We start from the raw sequence: 20,087 nt of genomic DNA on the forward strand, positions 1-20,087 counted from the left end.
AGTCCATGCGTACGCTCTGCGCCTCGACCCTGATCGGCGAGTTCTTCGTCATCGGCTTCGCCGCACTGGTGGCGATGAAGGACCCGGACCTGTCGACGTCGACCGTGTGGACGGTCAGCGGCATCGCGATGTTCCTGTGCGTGGCCCTGTGCGGCGTGGTCACCCGGCCGGTCGGAGTGGCCCTCGGCTGGGGCCTGCAGCTCGCCCTGATCGCCTCCGGTGTCTTCGTCCCCACCATGTACTTCATGGGGGCGGTCTTCGCGGCTCTGTGGTGGGCCTCCGTGCACTACGGCCGCAAGATCGACGAAGCCAAGGCCCGCTTCGCCTGACCTTGTAGTCTCGTCCCACCGCACATATCAGTAAGAAGGAGCCCACTCGTGAGCCAGCGCACCCTCGTCCTCCTCAAGCCCGACGCCGTCCGTCGCGGCCTGACCGGCGAGATCATCAGCCGTATCGAGCGGAAGGCCGGCTGGCGGATCACCGCGCTGGAGCTGCGCACGCTGGACCACGACACCCTTGAGCAGCACTACGGCGAGCACAAGGGCAAGCCCTTCTACGAGCCGCTGATGGAGTTCATGGCCTCCGGCCCGGTCGTCGCCCTGATCGTCGAGGGCGAGCGGGTCATCGAGGGCCTGCGTGCCCTGGCCGGTCCCACCGACCCGATCGCCGCGGCCCCCGGCTCCATCCGCGGTGACTACGGCGTCATCGTCCGCGAGAACCTCATCCACGCCTCGGACTCGGAGGAGTCGGCGGAACGCGAGGTCAAGATCTTCTTCCCGGGCAAGGCGTAGGCATCAGGCCTCGGGGCCGCCCGGGGCAGCTCAGGCTGCCTCGGGCGGGCTCCGGCGCGGGGCGGCTCGAGGGCAGGTCCGTCTCCTCCCCGGCGCAAATATTTCGGGAATTTTTCTGAGTGGCCGTCACCCCGAATCCCACGCCTGACCTGGGGTGCCGATACGTTTTTGGGCTTCCTTCCACATATGCGTGGCGATCGGGGGAACGTGTGCCCCCGTTGGGCCGTCTCCAGAAGCGAGGCGCCCCCACGCATGATGACAATGGCGAAGACCCTCGCGCAGTGTTCGTGCAGGCGCGTCTACGATGGAAGCCTTCACGTCACAGCACCCACCTCGCCGACCTGAAAAGCCCTCAAAAGCTCGTGGGAAGGCCAGACGAATCCTGATGGGGAACTCAATGTCGTTCATCGGCCGTGACATGGCTGTCGACCTCGGGACCGCCAACACGCTGGTGTACGTCAGGGGTCGTGGGATCGTACTCAACGAACCGTCCGTCGTCGCGATCAACACCAACACCGGTGGCATCCTCGCGGTCGGCGCGGAAGCGAAGAAGATGATCGGACGCACCCCGGGCAACATCGTCGCCGTGCGTCCGCTGAAAGACGGCGTCATCGCCGATTTCGAGATCACCGAGCGGATGCTCCGCTACTTCATCCTGAAGATCCACAAGCGGCGGTATCTCGCCCGGCCCCGCGTCGTCGTCTGCGTGCCCTCCGGCATCACCGGCGTCGAGCGCCGCGCCGTCATCGAGGCGTCGTCGCAGGCGGGCGCCCGCCAGGTGCACATCATCGAGGAGCCCATGGCGGCCGCCATCGGCTCCGGCCTGCCGGTCCACGAGGCCACGGGCAACATGGTGGTGGACATCGGCGGCGGCACCACGGAGGTCGCGGTCATCTCGCTCGGTGGCATCGTCACCGCCCAGTCCATCCGCGTCGCGGGCGACGAACTGGACAACGCGATCATCCAGCACATCAAGAAGGAGTACAGCCTCCTTCTGGGTGAACGCACGGCCGAACAGATCAAGATCACGATCGGTTCGGCGTACGACCTCGACACCGACGAGCACACCGAGATCCGCGGCCGAGACCTGGTGTCCGGACTGCCCAAGACCGTCGTCATCTCCGCCGCCGAGGTGCGCAAGGCGATCGAGGAGCCCGTCAACGCGATCGTCGACGCCGTGAAGACGACGCTCGACAAGTGCCCGCCGGAACTGTCCGGCGACATCATGGACCGCGGAATCGTTCTGACCGGTGGCGGTGCGCTGCTGCGCGGGCTCGACGAGCGGCTGCGCCGTGAGACCGGTATGCCGATCCACATCGCCGAGGACCCGCTGGACAGCGTCGCGCTCGGTTCCGGCAAATGCGTCGAGGAGTTCGAGGCGCTCCAGCAGGTGCTGGACGCGCAGCCGCGCAGATGAGGTAACTCGTCGATTCCGCCGTACGAGACGATCCCCTCTCGTGCGGCGGATCGTTGATATAGAGGCACAACCTCCCGCCGACCCCCCGCCCGCATCCCGCAAGCAAGTTCTGAATTCCGATTGAGGAAGGCACGGCCGCCGCACGTGAGGGACACGAAAGAGAGCCGGCTGCTCCTGGTGCTGCTGATCGCCATCGCGTTCGCGCTGATCACGGTGGATATCCGCGGTGGCCAGAACTCCCCGGTCGACGGCGCCCGGCAGGCCGCGGCCACGGTCTTCGGCCCGATCGAGAACGGCGTGTCCTCGGTGGTCGAACCCGTCGGGAACGCCGTCTCCGCGATCCGCAACTCCGACAAGCGGCACGACCGGCTGGCGAAACTGGAGAAGGAGAACGCGACCCTCAAGGCGAAGCTCGGCAGCGACGACCGCAACCGCAGCCGCCTGGGGCAGCTCGACAGGATGCTGAAGGTCGCGGGCGAGGGGCAGTACGGGATCAAGGGCGCCCAGGTCATCGCCATAGGAGCGGCCCAGGGCTTCTCCTGGACCATCACCATCGACGTCGGCGCCAATGACGGCATCCGCCGGGACATGACCGTGCTGAACGGGGACGGTCTGGTCGGCCGGGTCACCACCGTCGGCCCGGACGCCTCCACCGTGCTCCTCGCCAACGACCCCGACTTCACCGTCGGCACCCGTATGGAGGGCAGCGACGAACTCGGCTTCGCCTCCGGACAGGGCGACCGTCCGCTGCGCGTCGAACTCCTCAACGGCAAGGCGGAGGTGAAGAAGGGCGACCGGCTCGTCACCTTCGGCTCCCAGGCCGACAAGCCGTTCGTGCCGGGCGTCCCGGTCGGTGTCGTCTCCCGGATCGACCCCTCGGGCGGCGGCCTGACCCGCACCCTCTACGTCACGCCGTTCGTCGGCTTCAGCAAGCTCGACATCGTCGGTGTCGTCGTGGAGGGTCCGAAGAAGGACCCACGCGACGAGGTGCTCCCGGTCAAGCCCAAGCCCACCCCGACGCCGACGGTGACCGTGACGGTCACCCCGTCCGCCGCCGCGACCGCCGACGACCAGCAAGAGCAGTAGGAGCTGAATCCCCATGCGTGTCAACCGGATCCTGCTCTCCTCGGTCCTGATCGTCGTCGCCCTGGTGTGCCAGGTCAGCGTCCTGTCCCGGCTGCACCTGCCGGGCGCGGTCCCGGACATACTGCTGCTCACCGTTCTCGGCCTGGCCATGGTGTACGGCCATGTGGGGGGCGCCCTCGTCGGCTTCGGCGCCGGTCTGCTCGCCGACCTCGCCCCGCCCGCCGACCACGCGGCCGGACGCTACGCGCTGGTGCTGTGCGTCATCGGCTACTGCGCCGGGCTCATCAAGCCGGAGAACGGCCGGCTCAAGTCGGCCACCGGCCCCATGGTCGTGGTGGTGGCCGCCGCGATCGGCTCGACGCTGCTGTACGCCGGGGTGGGCGCCCTGGTGGGCGACACCGCCGCCCGGCACGTCGGTCTGTCCAGCCTGCTGTTCTCGGCCGCCCTGTACGACCTGCTGCTCGCTCCGTTCGTCGTGCCCGGGGTCATGTTCCTGGCCCGCAAGGCCGACAACGACCCGCTCACCGAGAACGGTTCCTCCGCCAAGGCCACCGACATCTCCTCGGGCTGGCTCTCGTCCGGCACCGGGCTGCGCATCGGCGGCCAGCGCGGCGGTCTCGGGGGGCTCAGGACGAAGGCTCGCGCCAAGACGACACGCGTCGGCCGTATCAAGGGGGTCAAGCGGCTGTGAAACCGCCCGAGTTCACCCGAACGGGTAGATTCCGGCGGAACGGAGGGGCACCCGCCGGGCGTTCACCATTCGCACGGACGTATTTCGTACGGACGCCCGTACACACATCCACGCTCTGAGAGGGGGAGGCAGCCACAGTGACCAACATTCCCGAGACCGGACGGACCCCACGGGTCCAGATCCGGCTCGTCGTGATCCAGATTCTTGTCCTCTCCCTGCTCGGCACCCTCGGCGGCCGCCTGTGGTATCTCCAGATCCGCGAGGGCGAGGAGTATCAGAAGCAGGCCTCCGGCAACCACGTCCAGCAGGTCGTCCAGCCGGCCGTGCGCGGCTCGATCCTGGACGCCCGCGGAGTGCCGCTCGCCGACAACGAGACCCGGCTGGTCGTCTCCGCCTCCCGCACCGACCTGCTGAAGCAGAAGGACGACGGCAAGGGCGTGCTGACCAAGCTCGCCGGTGTCCTCGGCATGGAGCCGCAGGAGGTCATGCAGAAGGTCCGGCTGTGCGACTCCAAAACCCCGCAGCCCTGCTGGAACGGCTCGCCGTACCAGCCGATCCCGATCACCGACGAGGCCACCGCCAAGCAGGCCCTGCAGATCCGCGAGCGCTCCGAGGCCTTCCCCGGCATCACCGCCGAACCGGAGGCCGTGCGCCGCTACCCGGGCCCCGGCAAGTCCAACACCTCGCAGGTACTCGGCTATCTCTCGCCGGTCACCGACGACGAGATCCAGAAGGCCAAGGACACCGACTCGCCCTATCTGCGCTCCGACATGGTCGGCCGCAGCGGCCTGGAGCGGCACTACGACAAGGAGCTGCGCGGCAAGGCCGGCGTCACGCGCTACGAGGTCGACAACCTCGGCCGGGTCATCGGCAAGGCCAAGTCCGATGCAGCCGAGCCCGGGTCGAACCTGGTCACCAGCATCGACTCCCGCGTCCAGCGGGTCTCCGAGTACGAGCTGAACAAGGCGATGAAGATCGCCCGCGGCCAGTTCGACAAGATCACCGGTGAGAACTACAAGGCCGACTCCGGTGCCGTCGTGGTGATGGAGGCCAGGACCGGCCGGGTGGTCGCGATGGCGTCCGCGCCGACCTACGACCCGAACGTCTGGGTCGGCGGCATCTCGGCCAAGGACTACAACGCGCTGACCGGGAAGAACTCCGACTACCCGCTGCTCAACCGGGCCATACAGGGTCAGGCCGCACCCGGCTCGACCTTCAAGGTGGTCTCCACGGCCGCCGCGGTCCAGGCCGGTTACGAGTGGGACGGCGGCTACCCGTGCACGAGCTCGTACTCGGTCGGCGGCCAGGTCTTCAAGAACTTCGAGGGGGAGAGCTTCGGCCCGATCTCGCTGGGCCGCGCGCTCGAGGTCTCCTGCGACACCGTCTTCTACGGCCTCGCGGACCGCGAATGGAAGCGGGACGGCGGCATCAACCCGAAGAAGGGCCAGCCCAAGGACTACTTCTTCAAGACCGCCCACCAGTTCGGCCTCGGCAAGGAGACCGGTGTCGACCTGCCCAACGAGGTCACCGGCCGTGTCCCCGACCGCCAGTGGAAGCTCGACTACTGGAAGGCCAACAAGGACGCCTGGTGCAAGAGCGGCAAGAAGGACGGCTCGTACGTGGAGAAGATCGCGTACGAGAACTGCCTCGAAGGCAACAAGATGCGCGAGGGTGACGAGATCAACTACTCCATCGGCCAGGGCGACACCCTCGTCACGCCGATCCAGGAGGCCGTGATCTACGGCGCCGTCGCCAACGGCGGCACGATGTACCAGCCGACCATCGGCAAGGCGGTCGTCAGCCCCGACGGCAGGTCCGTCCAGGAGATCAAGCCGAAGAAGAACGGCCGTCTGCCGGTCAGCAAGGCCACTCTCAAGGGCATGAACGACGCGTTCTCCGGCGTCATCACGCGCGGTACCGCCGCCTGGAAGTTCGGCGGCTGGCCGCAGGACAAGATCGCGCTGCACGCCAAGACCGGCACCGCCGAGGTCTACGGCAAGCAGACCACGTCCTGGCTGGCCACCTACTCCAAGGACTACACGGTCATCATGACCATCGCCCAGGCCGGTACGGGTTCCGGCGCCTCGGGTGAGGCCGTGCGCAACATCTACAGCGCGCTGTACGGCGTCCAGGCGGACGGTTCGATCGACAACAAGAAGGCGCTGCTGCCGACCCCGCAGAAGAGCCTGCCGAAGGTCCGTCCGGACGGCACGATCAAGTCCCCGAAGATCTCCCGCGACCCGGCCAAGGACCTGGTCACCCCGTCGGGCTCGCCGTCCCCGGACGCGTCGCAGCCGGCGGCGACCACCGCCTCGCCCGAGAGCCGCAACCGCGACACCCGCAGAAGGTCCCGCCGCAGGGGGAGCCGGAGGAAGCTCACATGACCGGCGCGAACAGCTTCTCCGTCTCCGGGTACGGCCCCGAGCGCGCGGGCTGGACCCGGGTCTTCGCCCGTGACTCGCTGGCCCGCCGCATGGACTGGCCGATGCTGCTGGCGGCCCTGGCCCTGTCCCTGGTCGGCTCGCTGCTGGTGTACTCCGCGACGCGCAACCGCACCGAGATCAACCAGGGCGACCCCTACTTCTTCCTGCTCCGCCACCTGATGAACACCGGCATCGGGCTCGCCCTGATGGTCGGCACGGTCTGGCTCGGCCACCGCACCCTGCGCACGGCCGTGCCGATCCTGTACGGCGTCTCGGTCTTCGGCATCCTGCTGGTGCTCACGCCGCTCGGCTCGACGGTCAACGGCGCCCACTCGTGGATCGTGCTCGGCGGCGGCTTCTCACTCCAGCCCTCGGAGTTCGTGAAGATCACGATCATTCTGGGGATGGCGATGATACTGGCGGCCAGGGTCGACGCCGGCGACAAGAAGTACCCGGACCACCGCACGGTCCTGCAGGCCCTGGGCCTGGCCGCCGTACCGATCATGATCGTGCTGCTCATGCCCGACCTCGGGTCGGTCATGGTCATGGTCATCATCGTGCTCGGTGTGCTGCTCGCCTCCGGCGCCTCCAACCGCTGGGTCTTCGGCCTGCTCGGCACGGGCGCGCTCGGCGCCATCGCCGTCTGGCAGCTGCACATCCTGGACGACTACCAGATCAACCGGTTCGCGGCCTTCGCCAACCCGGACCTCGACCCGGCGGGCGTCGGCTACAACACCAACCAGGCGCGCATCGCGATCGGCTCGGGCGGCCTGACCGGATCGGGCCTGTTCCACGGCTCGCAGACCACCGGCCAGTTCGTCCCGGAACAGCAGACGGACTTCGTCTTCACGGTCGCGGGGGAGGAGCTGGGCTTCGTCGGCGCCGGCCTGATAATCGTCCTCCTCGGTGTCGTGCTGTGGCGTGCCTGCCGCATCGCCCGCGAGACGACCGAGCTGTACGGCACGGTCGTCGCCGCCGGGATCGTCGCCTGGTTCGCCTTCCAGGCCTTCGAGAACATCGGTATGACCCTCGGCATCATGCCGGTCACCGGTCTGCCACTGCCGTTCGTCTCCTACGGAGGCTCGTCGATGTTCGCGGTGTGGGTGGCGGTGGGCCTCCTCCAGTCGATCCGCGTCCAGCGGCCGATGTCGGCGTGAGGGAGCGTCCGGGAGACGGCGAAGCCGCCTCCCGGGCCCCTGGAGTTTGGCTCTGATTCACCTCGGCGCGCTCTGCCATCCCGGCGCACGTGGCACTAGATTCGATGCATGGCGGATGCGAAACGCGAGATCGAGCGCAAGTACGAATCCGACGACAGTGGGCTGCCGGACCTGACCGATGCCGGGCCGGTGGCGGCCGTACTCGACAAGGGCGTCGTCGAGCTGGACGCCACCTACTACGACACGGCCGGTGAGCGCCTCGCCGCCGACTCCATCACCCTGCGCCGCCGCACCGGAGGCAGCGACGCCGGCTGGCACCTGAAACTCCCGGTGTCTCCCGGTGTCCGCGACGAGATCCAGGCACCGCTGTCCGACACCGTGCCCGAGGAACTCGCCGGGCTGGTGCGCTCCCGGGTCCGCGACGCCGAGCTGATCCCCGTCGTCCGGCTGCGATCCGCCCGTGACCTTCGCCACCTCATGGACACCGAGGGCAAGCTGCTGGCCGAGGCGAGCGTGGACGCGGTCCGCGCCGAGCGGCTCACCGAGGGCGGGGGCGCCGCCCAGTGGACGGAGATCGAGGTCGAGCTCGCGCAGGACGCCGACCCGGCCGTCCTGGACAAGGTGGAGAAACGGCTGCGCAAGGCGGGCGTAAGACCGTCGAAGGCCTCGTCCAAGCTGGCCAGAGCCCTTGCCGAGACCACTCCCGGCAAGCGCAGGCACAAGGGCGCGGGTCGGCCGAAGCGGCGCCCCGAGCCGGTCACCGCCGGTGACCACGTCCTCGCGTACGTCCGGGCGCAGCGGGACGCGATCGTCGAGCTCGACCCGGCCGTCCGACGGGACGTGGAGGACTCCGTGCACAGGATGCGGGTCGCCACCCGCCGGATGCGCAGCACCTTCCGCTCCTTCCGCAAGATCCTCGACCGGACCGTCACCGACCCGATCGCCGACGAGCTGAAGTGGCTGGCGGGCGAGCTGGGCGTCGACCGCGACCACGAGGTCCTCGCCGGGCGCCTGACCGCAGCCCTCGACGCGGTACCGGACGCCCTGGTCTCCGGCCCGGTGCCCGAGCGGCTGGGCCACTGGGCGGGACCCGGCCACGGCGGGACGAGCGGCCGGCTGATCGGCGTCCTGGACTCCCACCGCTACCTGACGCTCCTCGACGCCCTGGACGGCGTGATCACCGAACCGCCGCTCCTCGAGGCGGCCGCCGGAGCGCCGGACAAGGCCCTCGCCAAGGCCGTGCGCAAGGACTTCGCCAAGGTCTCCCGTCTGATCACGCACGCGCTGGACCTGGACCCCGGCCACGACCGCGACCTGGCCATGCACGAGGCCCGCAAGAAGGCCAAGCGGACCCGGTACGCCGGCGAGGCGGCCACCCCCGCGCTCGGCGGCCCGGCCGCCGCCCTCACCAAGGACATGAAGTCCCTCCAGGGGCTGCTCGGCGAGCATCAGGACAGCGTCATGGCCCGGCAGACCCTGCGCGAGCTGTCCGCCGTGGCACACGCGGCGGGCGAGAGCGCCTTCACCTACGGACTGCTGTACGCACGCGAGGAGCGCCGGGCGGCGGAGGTGGAGGCGGAACTGCCCGCCGACTGGAAGAAGATCAGCACGAGGGCGACCGTCTGAGCGTACGGGGGAGTCCCACGAGCGGGTTACGCTTGATGGTCACCCCTGTCAGCTCACGAAGGTTCGTTGAGATGCCTGCCGAATCCGCCGAGGCCGTCGAGTCCGCTGAGTCTGTGTTTCCGCGGCTCGAAGCTCTGCTCCCGCATGTGCAGAAGCCGATCCAGTACGTCGGCGGGGAACTCAACTCCACCGTCAAGTCCTGGGAGTCCTGTGACGTCCGCTGGGCGCTCATGTACCCGGACGCCTACGAGGTCGGTCTGCCCAACCAGGGCGTCATGATCCTCTACGAGGTACTGAACGAGCAGGAGGGCGTCCTCGCCGAGCGCACCTACAGCGTCTGGCCGGACCTGGAGGCGCTGATGCGGGAGCACGACGTCCCGCAGTTCACGGTGGACAGCCACCGCCCGGTGAAGGCCTTCGACGTGTTCGGTCTGTCCTTCTCCACAGAGCTGGGCTACACCAACATGCTCACGGCCCTGGACCTGGCGGGCATCCCGCTGGAGTCCAAGGACCGCACGGTCGACGACCCGATCGTCCTCGCGGGCGGCCACGCGGCCTTCAACCCCGAGCCGATCGCCGACTTCATCGACGCGGCGGTCATCGGCGACGGTGAGCAGGCCGTGCTCGACATGACCCGGATCATCCGCGAGTGGAAGGCGGAGGGCCGCCCCGGCGGCCGCGAGGAGGTCCTCTTCCGCCTGGCGAGGACGGGCGGGGTCTACATCCCCGCGTTCTACGACGTCGAGTACCTGCCCGACGGCCGTATCGCCCGTGTCGTCCCCAACAGGTCCGGTGTCCCGTGGCGCGTCTCCAAGCACACGGTGATGGACCTGGACGAGTGGCCGTACCCGAAGCAGCCCCTCGTCCCCCTGGCGGAGACGGTCCACGAGCGCATGTCGGTGGAGATCTTCCGCGGCTGCACCCGTGGCTGCCGCTTCTGCCAGGCGGGCATGATCACCCGCCCGGTGCGTGAGCGCTCGATCACCGGCATCGGTGAGATGGTCGAGAAGGGCCTGAAGGCGACGGGCTTCGAAGAGGTCGGCCTGCTGTCCCTCTCCTCCGCGGACCACACCGAGATCGGCGACATCGCCAAGGGTCTCGCGGACCGTTACGAGGAGGACAAGATCGGCCTGTCCCTCCCCTCCACCCGCGTGGACGCCTTCAACGTCGACCTGGCGAACGAGCTGACCCGAAACGGCCGCCGCTCCGGCCTCACCTTCGCCCCCGAGGGCGGCTCGGAGCGCATGCGCAAGGTCATCAACAAGATGGTCTCGGAAGAGGACCTCATCCGGACGGTGGCGACGGCCTACGGCAACGGCTGGCGCCAGGTGAAGCTGTACTTCATGTGCGGCCTGCCGACCGAGACAGACGAGGACGTCCTCCAGATCGCCGACATGGCGATGCACGTGATCCAGAAGGGCCGCGAGGTGTCGAAGGCCAACGACATCCGCTGCACGGTCTCGATCGGCGGCTTCGTCCCGAAGCCCCACACCCCCTTCCAGTGGGCCCCGCAGCTCTCCGCGGAGGAGACGGACGCCCGTCTCGAAAAGCTGCGGGACAAGATCCGGGGCGACAAGAAGTACGGCCGCTCGATCGGCTTCCGCTACCACGACGGCAAGCCCGGCATCATCGAGGGCCTCCTCTCCCGGGGCGACCGCCGCATCGGTGCCGTCATCCGCGCCGTCTACGACGACGGCGGCCGTTTCGACGGCTGGCGCGAGCACTTCTCCTACGACCGCTGGATCTCCTGCGCGGACAAGGCCCTCGCCCCCTTCGGTGTGGACGTCGACTGGTACACCACCCGCGAACGCACCTACGAGGAGGTCCTCCCCTGGGACCACCTCGACTCCGGCCTCGACAAGGACTGGCTCTGGGAGGACTGGCAGGACGCCCTCGACGAGACCGAGGTCGACGACTGCCGCTGGACCCCCTGCTTCGACTGCGGGGTGTGCCCGCAGATGGACACGTCCATCCAGATCGGCCCGACCGGCAAGAAGTTGCTGCCGCTGACGGTCAAGAACGCGGCCCCGGCGCCCGCTTCGGGCGGTCACGCGCACTGACGGGCGCCGGATGGTCTCCGCCGCCCGTCACGAAGGTCCAGTGACGCGCGGCGGAGGAGTGGGGGAACGGCCGGCCGGTCAGCAGAACGCCGGCGGGATGCTCTGCTCGTACTGGAAGACGTTCTGGGGGTCGTACTTCGCCTTGATCTTGCGGAGGCGGTCGAAGTTGTCTCCCCAGTAGGCGGTTTCCCAGTCCTGCATGCCGATGTTGGGCACGTTGACATAGGCACCGTGCACATAGGGCCGCAGGGCCTGGCTGAACTCGGCGATCCAGGCCTGGGCCTGCGGGGTGAGCGGGTCGCAGACGCCGGGCTGTGTGCTGCGTGTTCCCCAGCCGGCACCGGGCTCGGAGTAGAAGAGCGCGTCGCGGTGCGGGAACGCGGTGCCGCCGCGCGGGGCTCGCCTGACCGCCCCGCCGAATGCCTGGGTGAAGAAGTTGCTGTCGTCGGTCGGCGCGTTCTGCATGAAGGACGCGATGACGTCGATCGCCGCGCTCGGGAAAGGCTTTCTGGTGAACTGCGAGAAGAATTTCCAGTTCGCGGGTTCTTCCTCGGTGGGAATCTGGAATCCCGCGTACACCTCGCCCCAGTTGCCCACCTGTACCGAGACCTGAGGACTGCCGATCGACAGGATCGGGGCCAGCAGTTCCTCGATCTCCGCGGGTGTGCCCTCCGCGAGCACCGCGAACAGCAGAATCTGGGTCCGGTGGATCTCCAGCTGGGTTCCCAGGCGGTCCTCGGAGACCGGCGCCGTGCGCTGCCAGGCGTCGAACACCCCGTGCAGGTCGCCGAGGCCGTCCCAGGTCGCCTGCAGATAGGTGACGCTCTTCAGCGGCGCGGCCTTGAAGGTGAACGAGGTGACGATGCCGAAGTTGCCGTTTCCGGCCCCGCGAAGCGCCCAGAGCAGCTCCGAGTTGTTCCGGGAGTCGACCTTGATGACCTTGGCGCACTCGTCACCCGACGCGACGACGACCTCGGCTCCCACCAGACTGTCGCAGGCCATGCCGAGCCAGCGGGTGAGGAAGCCGAAGCCGCCGCCCAGCGTCGCTCCGGCGAGGCCCACGGTGCCTTCCGTCCCGGTGGTCACCGCGAGGTCGTGTTCCGCGAGGGTGGTCACCGCTTCCAGCTGGCTGAGGCCGGCACCGACCGTCACCAGACGCGAGTCGGCGTCGATGTGGACCGACTTCAGTTCGCTGATGTCGATCACGATGCCGTTGTCGATGTTCGACCAGCCCTCAAGGCTGTGGCGGCCGCTCCGCACCCGCACCGCGACATCGTTCTGCCGCGCCCACGTCAGGGCGTTGACGACGTCCTGGGCGTTCTGGGCGAAGACGATGACCAGCGGGTAGTGGCTGAAGAGCTGGTCCCAGCCGAGCCGCGCGTCCGTGTAGTCGGCGCTGTCGGGGCGGACGATGCGGCCGGTCAGCTGGGCCGGCGGGCACTTCCCACCGCCTCCACCGCCGCCACCGCCTCCGCCTCCACCGAGGCTCGTGGCGCTTGCGCCCGGGGCCTCCGCGACTGTCACACCCGGGACGACGACCGCGCCCGCGCCGGCCGCCGCCGTCGCCTTGAAGAGGCCGCGACGAGAGAAGTCGTGCATGCTGTATGTCCTCTTTTGTTGAGGTTTCGGCGAGGCGCACAGTAGCAAGACGATCATGACGGTGTTGTCCGACACGCGCAGGGCCCCGTGCGCGTGAGTACCAGCGCACGGGGCCCCGCGGAGTCGGTTACTTGCTGATGGCGAAGCGCATCAGGGCGTGCTCGTCACCCTGCTTGATCTTCCCGGTCGTGTTGATCACTTCGAGCTTCCAGCTGTTGCCGACCCGCATGGCCTTGGCCACGGCGCAGCCGTTGTCGTTGCTGAGCAGGCTCGGCCAGATGTCGGCGACCTGCTGGGTGCTGCCGCCGGTCGCGTCGTACACCTTGAAGCTGATGTTCCGGGCGGCCTGGAAGGAGCTTCCCTTCTTGTAGGCGGCGGCGATGAACACGATCGACGTGACCTGGCTCGGTATCCGCGCGAACTCGACGGTGATGGTCTCGTCGTCGCCCTCACCGTGCCCGGTCTGGTTGTCACCACTGTGCACAAGCGAGCTGTTGCCCATCGGATCGAGGGAGTCGAGCCCGGCGAGGCGCACCGGCTCCGCGCCGTGCATCGCGACGGCGATCAGGTCCAGGTCGGTGCCCTGCTTGCGGCGGAGCATGCCCATCACCCCGCCACTGGAGCCGGAGGTGGGGTCCCACGACACCCCGATGGACAGGTGGGTGACCCCGTCCAGGTCGGCCGGGCCGTCTTCCTTCGTGAGCGTGATCATGCGTGATTCATCCTCTGGGTGACGGGACTGCCGGTGCGCGATTCTTCCGAACGCCCCTGTGATTCCGGCATGGTTCAGGCACGCTTTATTTCATACCTGCGCCCATTAAATGTTGTCATCGGAGGCCGGGACAACTCTTCCGGGTGACGTGATTCCCCGAATGCCGGACACCGGGCCCCCGATGGCGCTCGTTAAGTGACCGTGACAGGCACACGTGCGGGGAGAGAGGGGTGCGGATCCATGGACCAGATGCCGTATGCCGAGGAGCACGCGTCGGCCGGCGGAGGCGCTGGCCGCGGGTACTACTCGGATGTCCTCGGTGACTTCCTGGACAGCATCCGGAAGCTGGAGAGCGAGTACATGAGTGTGATGCGGGAGCGGTACGGCAGCGCCGGCGGGGTCCCGAACACGCCTGTGTCCCATGCCCTGGACGGAACATCCTGAGCGACGGGGCGGAGGCTTTCCGGAATGGACAGGAACTACGACGACGAAGTTTTCTATGACCTTCAGTATGCCCTGAGGACCGATCAGGACACGGTGCGCCAGTCGTCCTACGACACACTCGGCTTCGCGACGCAGCAGCCCTGGAACGGGCAGGTCTGGCAGGACGAAACACCCAGGAACTGGGACCTGGACGAGGAACTGGCGCAGATGCTCGCCACCGCGCCCGTCCCGGAGCCTGTGCACGAACCGGCCCCCCGGCCGGACCACCGCAGCGGGCGGCGACGGCTGCGGGCGGAGTCCCAACTCCTCGACGGCGGCGGGCGGGCCCTGCACGTCACGCTCCTGATCGCGGCGATCCTGGTGTGCGCGGCCTGCATGCTGGGCTGGTCCATCGCCTATTCCTACGGCCAGTTGCACGGCATCGCCTCGTCCGTGCTCCCCCCGGAACTGGCGCGCTGGTGGCCGCTGATGGTGTACGGCCCGTGGTTCGTGGCGGCGCTGTCCATCGTGCGGGCCACCGTGCAACGGCGCAGGACCTGGCGGTCGTGGTGCGTCATGCTGACCGCCTCGGCCATGGCGGTGGCGCTGTCCGTCAGCCATGCCTCGCATTCCCCCCTGGCCTATGTGATGGTCGGACTCCCGCCGATCACCGCGCTGGTGTGTTTCTGGGAACTCGTCGGCCAGGTTTCTTCCCGGTCCCGGCCCCGGCATGCCGCGCACTCGTCACGGGGCCCGGAGCACTGAGCGCTCAGGCGGTCGCCGTACTCGCGGCGAGCGCCTCGCGCAGCCAGCGGTCCGCCGCGCCCAGCGTGGGCTCGGGCGTCAACTGCCCGGCCAGCTGCCAGTAGCGGGCCATGACCGGGTGGTCCGCCTCGGCCGTGCGGGCGGCGAGGGCGCGGCGGAACGCCGGGTCGTCCCGGCCGTCCAGGGCGCGGGCGTGCGCGGCCACATAACAGTCGAGCGCCTCCCCGGGACCGGGTGCGCCGCCCGTCCGCAAGGCCGCCGCCACCAGCTGATAGGCCTCGTGCAGGCCGTCGTAGAGCAGGTCCGGGTGGGCGGCGGTGGCGGGCCGGTGGGATGCCAGGCAGCCGTCGGTGGCGTCCGCCACCAGCGCGTGCAGCCGGGCGAACGCGAGGACCTGGTCCGGGGACGGATCGGTGGGCGGCGGCGGTACGGCCGCCTCGGTCACGGCGGAACGCAGGCGCGCGGACAGCCGTACCGGCAGCAGACGGCGCCAGTAGTGCGCGAGCGCGGACGTGCTCGGCGGCACGCTGACCGCGCCGATCAGCTCCAGTCGCTCCACCAGCCCTTCCGGGGCACCCTCGTGCAGCGCCCGCAGCGCGGCCTCCCGCCAGCGCAGTGCGGCGAGTTCGCCGCCGACCTCGTCCAGCCGACGGGCCAGCACCGCCTCCAGCGAGTCCGCCGTGTCCGCGGGCTCCTCCGTGTCCGCCGAGTCCAGCAGCCGCCCGATCTCCGGGACGGACACGCCCAGGGAGCGCAGCGAACGGATGGTGCGCAGCCGGGCCGGTGCCTCGGGGCCGTAGAGACGGTGGCCGCCGCCGCTGCGGGCGGCCTCGGGCAGCAGACCCCGGTCGGAGTAGAAGCGGACCGTCTTGACCGTGGACCGCGCCTGCGCGGCGAGCTCGCCGATGCTCAAGGGGCCGTCTGCGGACAAGAGTTGAACCTCCCTCAGGGGGAGTTCCTAGGTTACCCGGGACGAACTCGCCCCAGGAGGCTCACATGTCCGTATTCATCCTGGTCTCCGGACCGTTCACCGACGCCAGGGTCTGGAACGAGGTGACCGGCCCGCTGCGGGACGCGGGAGCGCAGGCGTATCCCGTGACGCTGAGCGGGCGGGCGGGAGCCGGCCTTCAGACGCATGTGGACGACGTGGTCGCGGTGATCGACTCCCTCGACATGCCCGAAGTGGTGCTGGTCGGCCACGACTACGCCATCCACCCGGTGCTCGGCGCGGCCGACCGGCGCCCCGGGCGGACCGCCCGCGTCGTGTATCTGGACGCCGGGCTGCCGCAGGACGGCGACACGGCGCTGGCCCTGGTGCCCGACCCCGCCGTGCACCAACTCCTCGACACGGCGGGCGAACCCGGGCCGGTCCCGGCGCCCGGACCGCAGGAGTGGCAGCGCTGGGGCAGCACGGAAGGGCTGTCGGCGGAGCGACTTCGGCTGCTGAGCAGCCTGGCCGCACCGCAGCCGCCGCGGACCCTGACCCAGCCGCTCCGGCTGACGGGCGCCGCCGCCCATGTGCCGACCAGCGGGATCCTGTGCACGGCGGGCGGCGTGACCATCGACACGGTCGAGATGATGGTCCGCAACGGCCCACCGCAGCTGCGCGGGCTGGCCGACCCGCGCGTGGGCTTCTTCGAACTGGCCACCGGGCACTGGCCGATGCTCTCCTGCCCGGACGAACTGGCCGCGGTGCTGATCCGTGCGGCGGCGGGCGAGGGCCGGCGCCTGACCCCGCCCGAAGAGGACCGGGCAGTCCCGCCGCCCTTCCTCCTCGACGTCCCGGAGCTGCCCCGGGTGCGCAACGGACGGCTGGACCTGCACCTGCCGGAAGCGGCGGCCGGGCCACTGCCCGCGGTGCTGTTCGTGCACGGCGGCCCGGTCCCGCGAGACCGCGAACCCGGGCCGCGCGACTCGCCGTTCTTCCTCGGGTACGCCCGCCTCGCCGCGAGCCTGGGTGTGGTCGGCGCCGTCGTGGAACACCGGCTGCACGGCATCACCGACTACGCGCGAGCGGCGGACGACGTGGCCGAGGGCGTCGAACTGCTGCGGGCCGACCCCCGGGTGGATCCGGAGCGCATCGCCCTGTGGTTCTTCTCCGGGGGAGGGCTGCTCGCCGCGGACTGGATCGCCGCCGCCCCCGACTGGCTGCGGGTACTCGCCCTCACCTACCCGTTCCTGGAGCCGCTCACGGGCTGGGGCGCGATCGGAGACCGCTTCTTCCCGGCCCGCGCGTTCCCCGCCGACGGCCGGACGCCACCGCCCGTCGTGCTCACCCGGGCGGGCCGGGAGGCACCGCAGATCGCCGCGACCGTCGAGAAGTTCGTGACCGCGGCGGCGGAGGCGAAGGCCCCCGTCGAGATCATCGACGTCCCGCACGGCGTCCATGGCTTCGAGATCCACAACCCCGGCGAAGAGTCCCGCGAGGCCGTGCTGCAGGCCGTACGCACGGTGGCGGCCCGCCTCCGGGCGTGACGACAGGACCTGGCCGACTACAGGGCGCCCAGACGGAGTGCGGGAGGGCCGTGAGCCCGGCACGCTGGGGACATGGACCAGCAGCCGACACCCACGGACGTGACGGACGCCCCGGCCGGGAAGTCCGGCGGCGGAGCGGGAGGGGTGTTCCTGTCCTTCGCGCCCTGGATCATCTTCGGGGTCGTCGCGAGCCCCAGCACCTGGAAGTACGCGGCACTGGCCGCGCTGGTCGCCGCGATCCTGCTGTCCGGGCGCGACATCCTCCGCGGCAGGCTCTACGTCCTCGACATGGTCGGCATCGTGTTCTTCGCCGTGATCTCGGTCCTCGCGCTCGCCCTGGACCGCTCCGAGCTGCTGTGGCTGGAGACATACGCCCAGGTCATCTCGAACGCGGTCATCGCCGTCGTGGCACTCGGATCACTGCTCGCCGATCCCTTCACGGCCCAGTACGCACGCGAGCGGACACCCCGCCACCTGTGGGACTCGCCCGTCTTCAAGCACATCAACCAGGTACTGACCGCGGCATGGGGCGCGGTCTTCGCCCTCATGGCCGTCTCGACCTGGCTGGCCATCCGTGTCCCCTCCCTGGACGACTGGTTCAACTGGGTCATCCCGGTCGTCCTGCTGGTCGGTGTGATCAAATTCACGGAGCGGTATCCGGAGTCGTACAAAGAGTCGTACAAGGCACGTGCGGCGGCATAGGCGGCCGCCGTACCAGCAGCCCCCACCGCAGCCCACCGCCGTCCACCGCATCCATACGGGGGTTCGGAGCGTCTGTGCGGGTATGGACCTCGACAAGCCGCCAGCCCCGCCGCCGCACTCCGCCGGGCCGCCCGCCGGGCAGTCCGTGGGGCAGGCCGATGGGTGTCTCGTCGTCGCGATCCGCCTGCCCGTCCGGATAGTCGCCCTCGTCCTGGTCCTGCCGGTCCGGATGGCATGGGACGCGCTCGTCGCGGTGGGCCGGTTCCTGACCGGCACGGTGCTGACGCCGCTCGGGCGGGCGCTGCTGTGGGCCGCCCGAGCGGTCCTCGTGCGGCCGCTCGTGGCGCTGTGGCGCCATGTCGTCGTACCGCTCGCGAAGGCGCTCGGGTGGCTCGGGTACATGCTCACGGTCGTGCCGCTCGGCCGGCTGTACCGGTATGTGCTGACCCCGGCCGGGCACGGCGTCGCGTGGCTGGCGCGCCGGGTCGGGGCCGGGCTGCGGTGGCTGTACGCGCGGGTGCTCACGCCGGCCGGGCGGGGCGTCGCATGGCTGCTGAGGGGCGCCGGGCTGCTGCTCGCCGCCGTCGGTCTCGGCTTGTACACCGTCTGCGCGTGGCTGGCGCGGTACCTCGTCGTCGTACCCGCGCGATGGCTGTACACATGGGTCCTCGCGCCCGCCGGACGGGCGCTCGCCTGGTTCGTGGGAGCCGTCATCACCGGGATCGGCGCCGTTCTGTACTGGACCGCGCGCGTCCTTCTCGTCCTGCCCGCCCTCGCCCTGTACCGCTGGGTGCTGGTGCCCGTCGGCCGGGTCGTGGCCGTCGTGGCGCGCGAGGTGGGGGCGGCGCTCGGGCACGCCTGGCGGGTGGCCGGACGGATCGCGCTGGTCGTCGGACGGTTCCTCGGGACCCTCTTCCGGTGGACCTTCCGGTGGTTCCTGGTGGAGCCGTCGCGGTGGGTGTACCGGACCGTGCTCACCCCGGTCGGGCACTTCGTCCGGGACGCCGTGCTGCGGCCCGCCGCCGAGGTCGCGCGTGCCGTGGGCCGGTCCGTCCGGCAGGTGCTGGCCGCCGCGCGCGAGACGGTACGGCAGACCCGGGCGGACATCCGGCGGGCGCTGTTCGGGGAGGCCCGGCGGGAACCTGTGGGCCGTGGGACACGTACTCTTGACAGGAGTACGACGGCACTCACTAAGGACTGAAGAAACTGGGCAAGCGACAGCCCGAAGGCCCGCCGCCCGCACCGGCGGTGCAGCGCATCCGACTGCGCTACACCAAGCGCGGCCGCCTCCGGTTCACCAGCCACCGTGACTTCCAGCGTGCTTTCGAGCGCGCGCTGCGCCGCGCCGAGGTGCCGATGGCCTACTCGGCGGGGTTCACACCGCACCCGAAGGTGTCGTACGCCAATGCCGCACCCACCGGCACCGGCAGCGAGGCGGAGTACCTGGAGATCGCGCTCACCGCGGTCCGCGACCCGGAGACGCTGCGCGCCCTCCTCGACGAGTCGATGCCCCCCGGGCTCGACATCATCGACGCGGTCGAGGCGAGGACCTCGGGACTCGCCGACCGGCTGACCGCCTCCGTGTGGGAGCTGCGGCTGGACGGTGTCGACCCGGTCGACGCCGAGCGCGCGGCCGAGGCCTTCGACAAGGCCGAGACCGTCGAAGTGCAGCGCATGACAAAGAACGGCGTCCGTACTTTCGACGCCCGTTCCGCCGTCGTGAACCTCGAGAGCCTGCGGAACGTGGAAACGCACAGTTCGCAGGCTGATAGGCCGACCGACCAGCCCTGTGCGATACTGCGGCTGGTTGTTCGGCACGTGACGCCTGCCGTACGACCCGACGACGTCCTGTCCGGTCTCCGCGCCGTGGCCGACCTGGCGCCGCCGGTCCCCGCAGCGGTGACCAGGCTGGCGCAGGGGCTGTTCGATGAAGAGACCGGCACGGTGACCGACCCGCTCGCGCCCGACCGCGAGGCAGCAGCGACCGCGCCGCAACCGGCCGCCGCGACTGCCGCCGCGACGGCGCCGGTGCCGGAAGGTTCCGCGTAGGGGCGGGCGTCGTAGCGTCGCCCTCGTACTCGGGAGCCACCTGGGTCGGGCAGCGCACCGCCCAGCAGACTTTCGCCAGGCCGTAAGCGACAAGGCGTACGGAACCGGCGA

18 protein-coding genes are annotated in these 20,087 nt (G+C 69.8%); 15 read left to right on the forward strand and 3 right to left on the reverse strand.

Features of this window, described 5'->3' with window-relative positions; all coding sequences use genetic code 11:
• Positions 1-5 precede the first annotated feature (5 nt).
• From ACIPK3_RS01640 to ACIPK3_RS01680, 9 genes are all read left to right on the forward strand, one after another.
• Positions 6-329: a DUF4233 domain-containing protein gene (locus ACIPK3_RS01640; protein ID WP_402565631.1), complete on the forward strand. Its 324-nt coding sequence runs from the start codon at positions 6-8 to the stop codon at positions 327-329.
• A gap of 48 nt (positions 330-377) precedes the next feature.
• Positions 378-791, forward strand: coding sequence for a nucleoside-diphosphate kinase (ndk, locus tag ACIPK3_RS01645; protein ID WP_402565633.1), 414 nt, complete (start codon positions 378-380; stop codon positions 789-791).
• A gap of 397 nt (positions 792-1,188) precedes the next feature.
• Positions 1,189-2,208 (forward strand): rod shape-determining protein, encoded by a 1,020-nt coding sequence (locus ACIPK3_RS01650; protein WP_006133575.1) that lies wholly within the window; start codon positions 1,189-1,191, stop codon positions 2,206-2,208.
• Positions 2,209-2,352: 144 nt separating this feature from the next.
• Positions 2,353-3,294: a rod shape-determining protein MreC gene (gene mreC / locus ACIPK3_RS01655; RefSeq protein WP_402565635.1), complete on the forward strand. Its 942-nt coding sequence runs from the start codon at positions 2,353-2,355 to the stop codon at positions 3,292-3,294.
• Between the two features lie 13 nt (positions 3,295-3,307).
• Positions 3,308-3,985, forward strand: coding sequence for a rod shape-determining protein MreD (mreD, locus tag ACIPK3_RS01660; RefSeq protein WP_402565637.1), 678 nt, complete (start codon positions 3,308-3,310; stop codon positions 3,983-3,985).
• Positions 3,986-4,122: 137 nt separating this feature from the next.
• A complete protein-coding gene (gene mrdA, locus ACIPK3_RS01665; RefSeq protein ID WP_402565638.1) occupies positions 4,123-6,369 on the forward strand; it encodes a penicillin-binding protein 2 in 2,247 nt (748 codons plus the stop codon).
• A complete protein-coding gene (gene rodA, locus ACIPK3_RS01670) occupies positions 6,366-7,565 on the forward strand; it encodes a rod shape-determining protein RodA (protein ID WP_402565640.1) in 1,200 nt (399 codons plus the stop codon). Before mrdA ends, rodA begins: the two co-directional genes overlap by 4 nt.
• A 108-nt stretch (positions 7,566-7,673) precedes the next feature.
• Positions 7,674-9,191, forward strand: coding sequence for a CHAD domain-containing protein (locus ACIPK3_RS01675; protein ID WP_402565642.1), 1,518 nt, complete (start codon positions 7,674-7,676; stop codon positions 9,189-9,191).
• Positions 9,192-9,262: 71 nt separating this feature from the next.
• Entirely contained in the window at positions 9,263-11,251 is a 1,989-nt protein-coding gene (locus tag ACIPK3_RS01680; RefSeq protein ID WP_402565644.1) for a TIGR03960 family B12-binding radical SAM protein, read from the forward strand.
• Positions 11,252-11,329: 78 nt separating this feature from the next.
• On the opposite strand, the gene ACIPK3_RS01685 is transcribed toward ACIPK3_RS01680, so the two are convergent.
• Positions 11,330-12,850, reverse strand: coding sequence for an FAD-binding oxidoreductase (locus ACIPK3_RS01685; RefSeq protein ID WP_402565646.1), 1,521 nt, complete (start codon positions 12,848-12,850; stop codon positions 11,330-11,332).
• A 127-nt stretch (positions 12,851-12,977) separates the two neighbouring features.
• Positions 12,978-13,562: a TerD family protein gene (locus ACIPK3_RS01690; protein WP_402565648.1), complete on the reverse strand. Its 585-nt coding sequence runs from the start codon at positions 13,560-13,562 to the stop codon at positions 12,978-12,980.
• Between the two features lie 240 nt (positions 13,563-13,802).
• Here ACIPK3_RS01690 and ACIPK3_RS01695 point away from each other — a divergent pair, with 240 nt between their 5' ends.
• On the forward strand, positions 13,803-14,006 hold the full coding sequence (locus ACIPK3_RS01695; RefSeq protein ID WP_402565649.1) for a hypothetical protein: 204 nt from the start codon (positions 13,803-13,805) through the stop codon (positions 14,004-14,006).
• 24 nt (positions 14,007-14,030) lie between these two features.
• Positions 14,031-14,750 (forward strand): DUF2637 domain-containing protein, encoded by a 720-nt coding sequence (locus tag ACIPK3_RS01700; protein WP_402565651.1) that lies wholly within the window; start codon positions 14,031-14,033, stop codon positions 14,748-14,750.
• A 4-nt stretch (positions 14,751-14,754) separates the two neighbouring features.
• Here the strand turns inward: ACIPK3_RS01700 and ACIPK3_RS01705 are convergent, their stop codons facing one another.
• A complete protein-coding gene (locus tag ACIPK3_RS01705; RefSeq protein WP_402565653.1) occupies positions 14,755-15,681 on the reverse strand; it encodes a MerR family transcriptional regulator in 927 nt (308 codons plus the stop codon).
• 65 nt (positions 15,682-15,746) lie between these two features.
• Here ACIPK3_RS01705 and ACIPK3_RS01710 point away from each other — a divergent pair, with 65 nt between their 5' ends.
• From ACIPK3_RS01710 to ACIPK3_RS01725, 4 genes are all read left to right on the forward strand, one after another.
• A complete protein-coding gene (locus tag ACIPK3_RS01710) occupies positions 15,747-17,225 on the forward strand; it encodes an alpha/beta hydrolase (protein ID WP_402565654.1) in 1,479 nt (492 codons plus the stop codon).
• A 72-nt stretch (positions 17,226-17,297) separates the two neighbouring features.
• Positions 17,298-17,927, forward strand: coding sequence for a hypothetical protein (locus tag ACIPK3_RS01715; protein WP_402565656.1), 630 nt, complete (start codon positions 17,298-17,300; stop codon positions 17,925-17,927).
• Positions 17,928-18,009: 82 nt separating this feature from the next.
• The gene (locus ACIPK3_RS01720) at positions 18,010-19,128 is read left to right on the forward strand and encodes a hypothetical protein (protein WP_402565658.1); all 1,119 of its coding nucleotides are present in this window, start codon (positions 18,010-18,012) and stop codon (positions 19,126-19,128) included.
• Between the two features lie 47 nt (positions 19,129-19,175).
• Entirely contained in the window at positions 19,176-19,976 is an 801-nt protein-coding gene (locus tag ACIPK3_RS01725; RefSeq protein ID WP_402565659.1) for a TIGR03936 family radical SAM-associated protein, read from the forward strand.
• Positions 19,977-20,087: the final 111 nt, after the last annotated feature.

Source organism: Streptomyces sp. NPDC086787 (genome assembly GCF_044745865.1).
Classification (GTDB): Bacteria; Actinomycetota; Actinomycetes; order Streptomycetales; family Streptomycetaceae; genus Streptomyces.

Coding starts and splice junctions, on each gene's coding strand:
- ACIPK3_RS01640 (WP_402565631.1), top strand. CDS start 6: ATGCGTACGCTCTGCGCCTCGACCCTGATCGGCGAGTTCTTCGTCATC.
- ACIPK3_RS01650 (WP_006133575.1), top strand. CDS start 1,189: ATGTCGTTCATCGGCCGTGACATGGCTGTCGACCTCGGGACCGCCAAC.
- mreD (WP_402565637.1), top strand. CDS start 3,308: ATGCGTGTCAACCGGATCCTGCTCTCCTCGGTCCTGATCGTCGTCGCC.
- rodA (WP_402565640.1), top strand. CDS start 6,366: ATGACCGGCGCGAACAGCTTCTCCGTCTCCGGGTACGGCCCCGAGCGC.
- ACIPK3_RS01675 (WP_402565642.1), top strand. CDS start 7,674: ATGGCGGATGCGAAACGCGAGATCGAGCGCAAGTACGAATCCGACGAC.
- ACIPK3_RS01680 (WP_402565644.1), top strand. CDS start 9,263: ATGCCTGCCGAATCCGCCGAGGCCGTCGAGTCCGCTGAGTCTGTGTTT.
- ACIPK3_RS01685 (WP_402565646.1), bottom strand. CDS start 12,850: ATGCACGACTTCTCTCGTCGCGGCCTCTTCAAGGCGACGGCGGCGGCC.
- ACIPK3_RS01690 (WP_402565648.1), bottom strand. CDS start 13,562: ATGATCACGCTCACGAAGGAAGACGGCCCGGCCGACCTGGACGGGGTC.
- ACIPK3_RS01695 (WP_402565649.1), top strand. CDS start 13,803: ATGGACCAGATGCCGTATGCCGAGGAGCACGCGTCGGCCGGCGGAGGC.
- ACIPK3_RS01700 (WP_402565651.1), top strand. CDS start 14,031: ATGGACAGGAACTACGACGACGAAGTTTTCTATGACCTTCAGTATGCC.
- ACIPK3_RS01710 (WP_402565654.1), top strand. CDS start 15,747: ATGTCCGTATTCATCCTGGTCTCCGGACCGTTCACCGACGCCAGGGTC.
- ACIPK3_RS01715 (WP_402565656.1), top strand. CDS start 17,298: ATGGACCAGCAGCCGACACCCACGGACGTGACGGACGCCCCGGCCGGG.
- ACIPK3_RS01720 (WP_402565658.1), top strand. CDS start 18,010: ATGGACCTCGACAAGCCGCCAGCCCCGCCGCCGCACTCCGCCGGGCCG.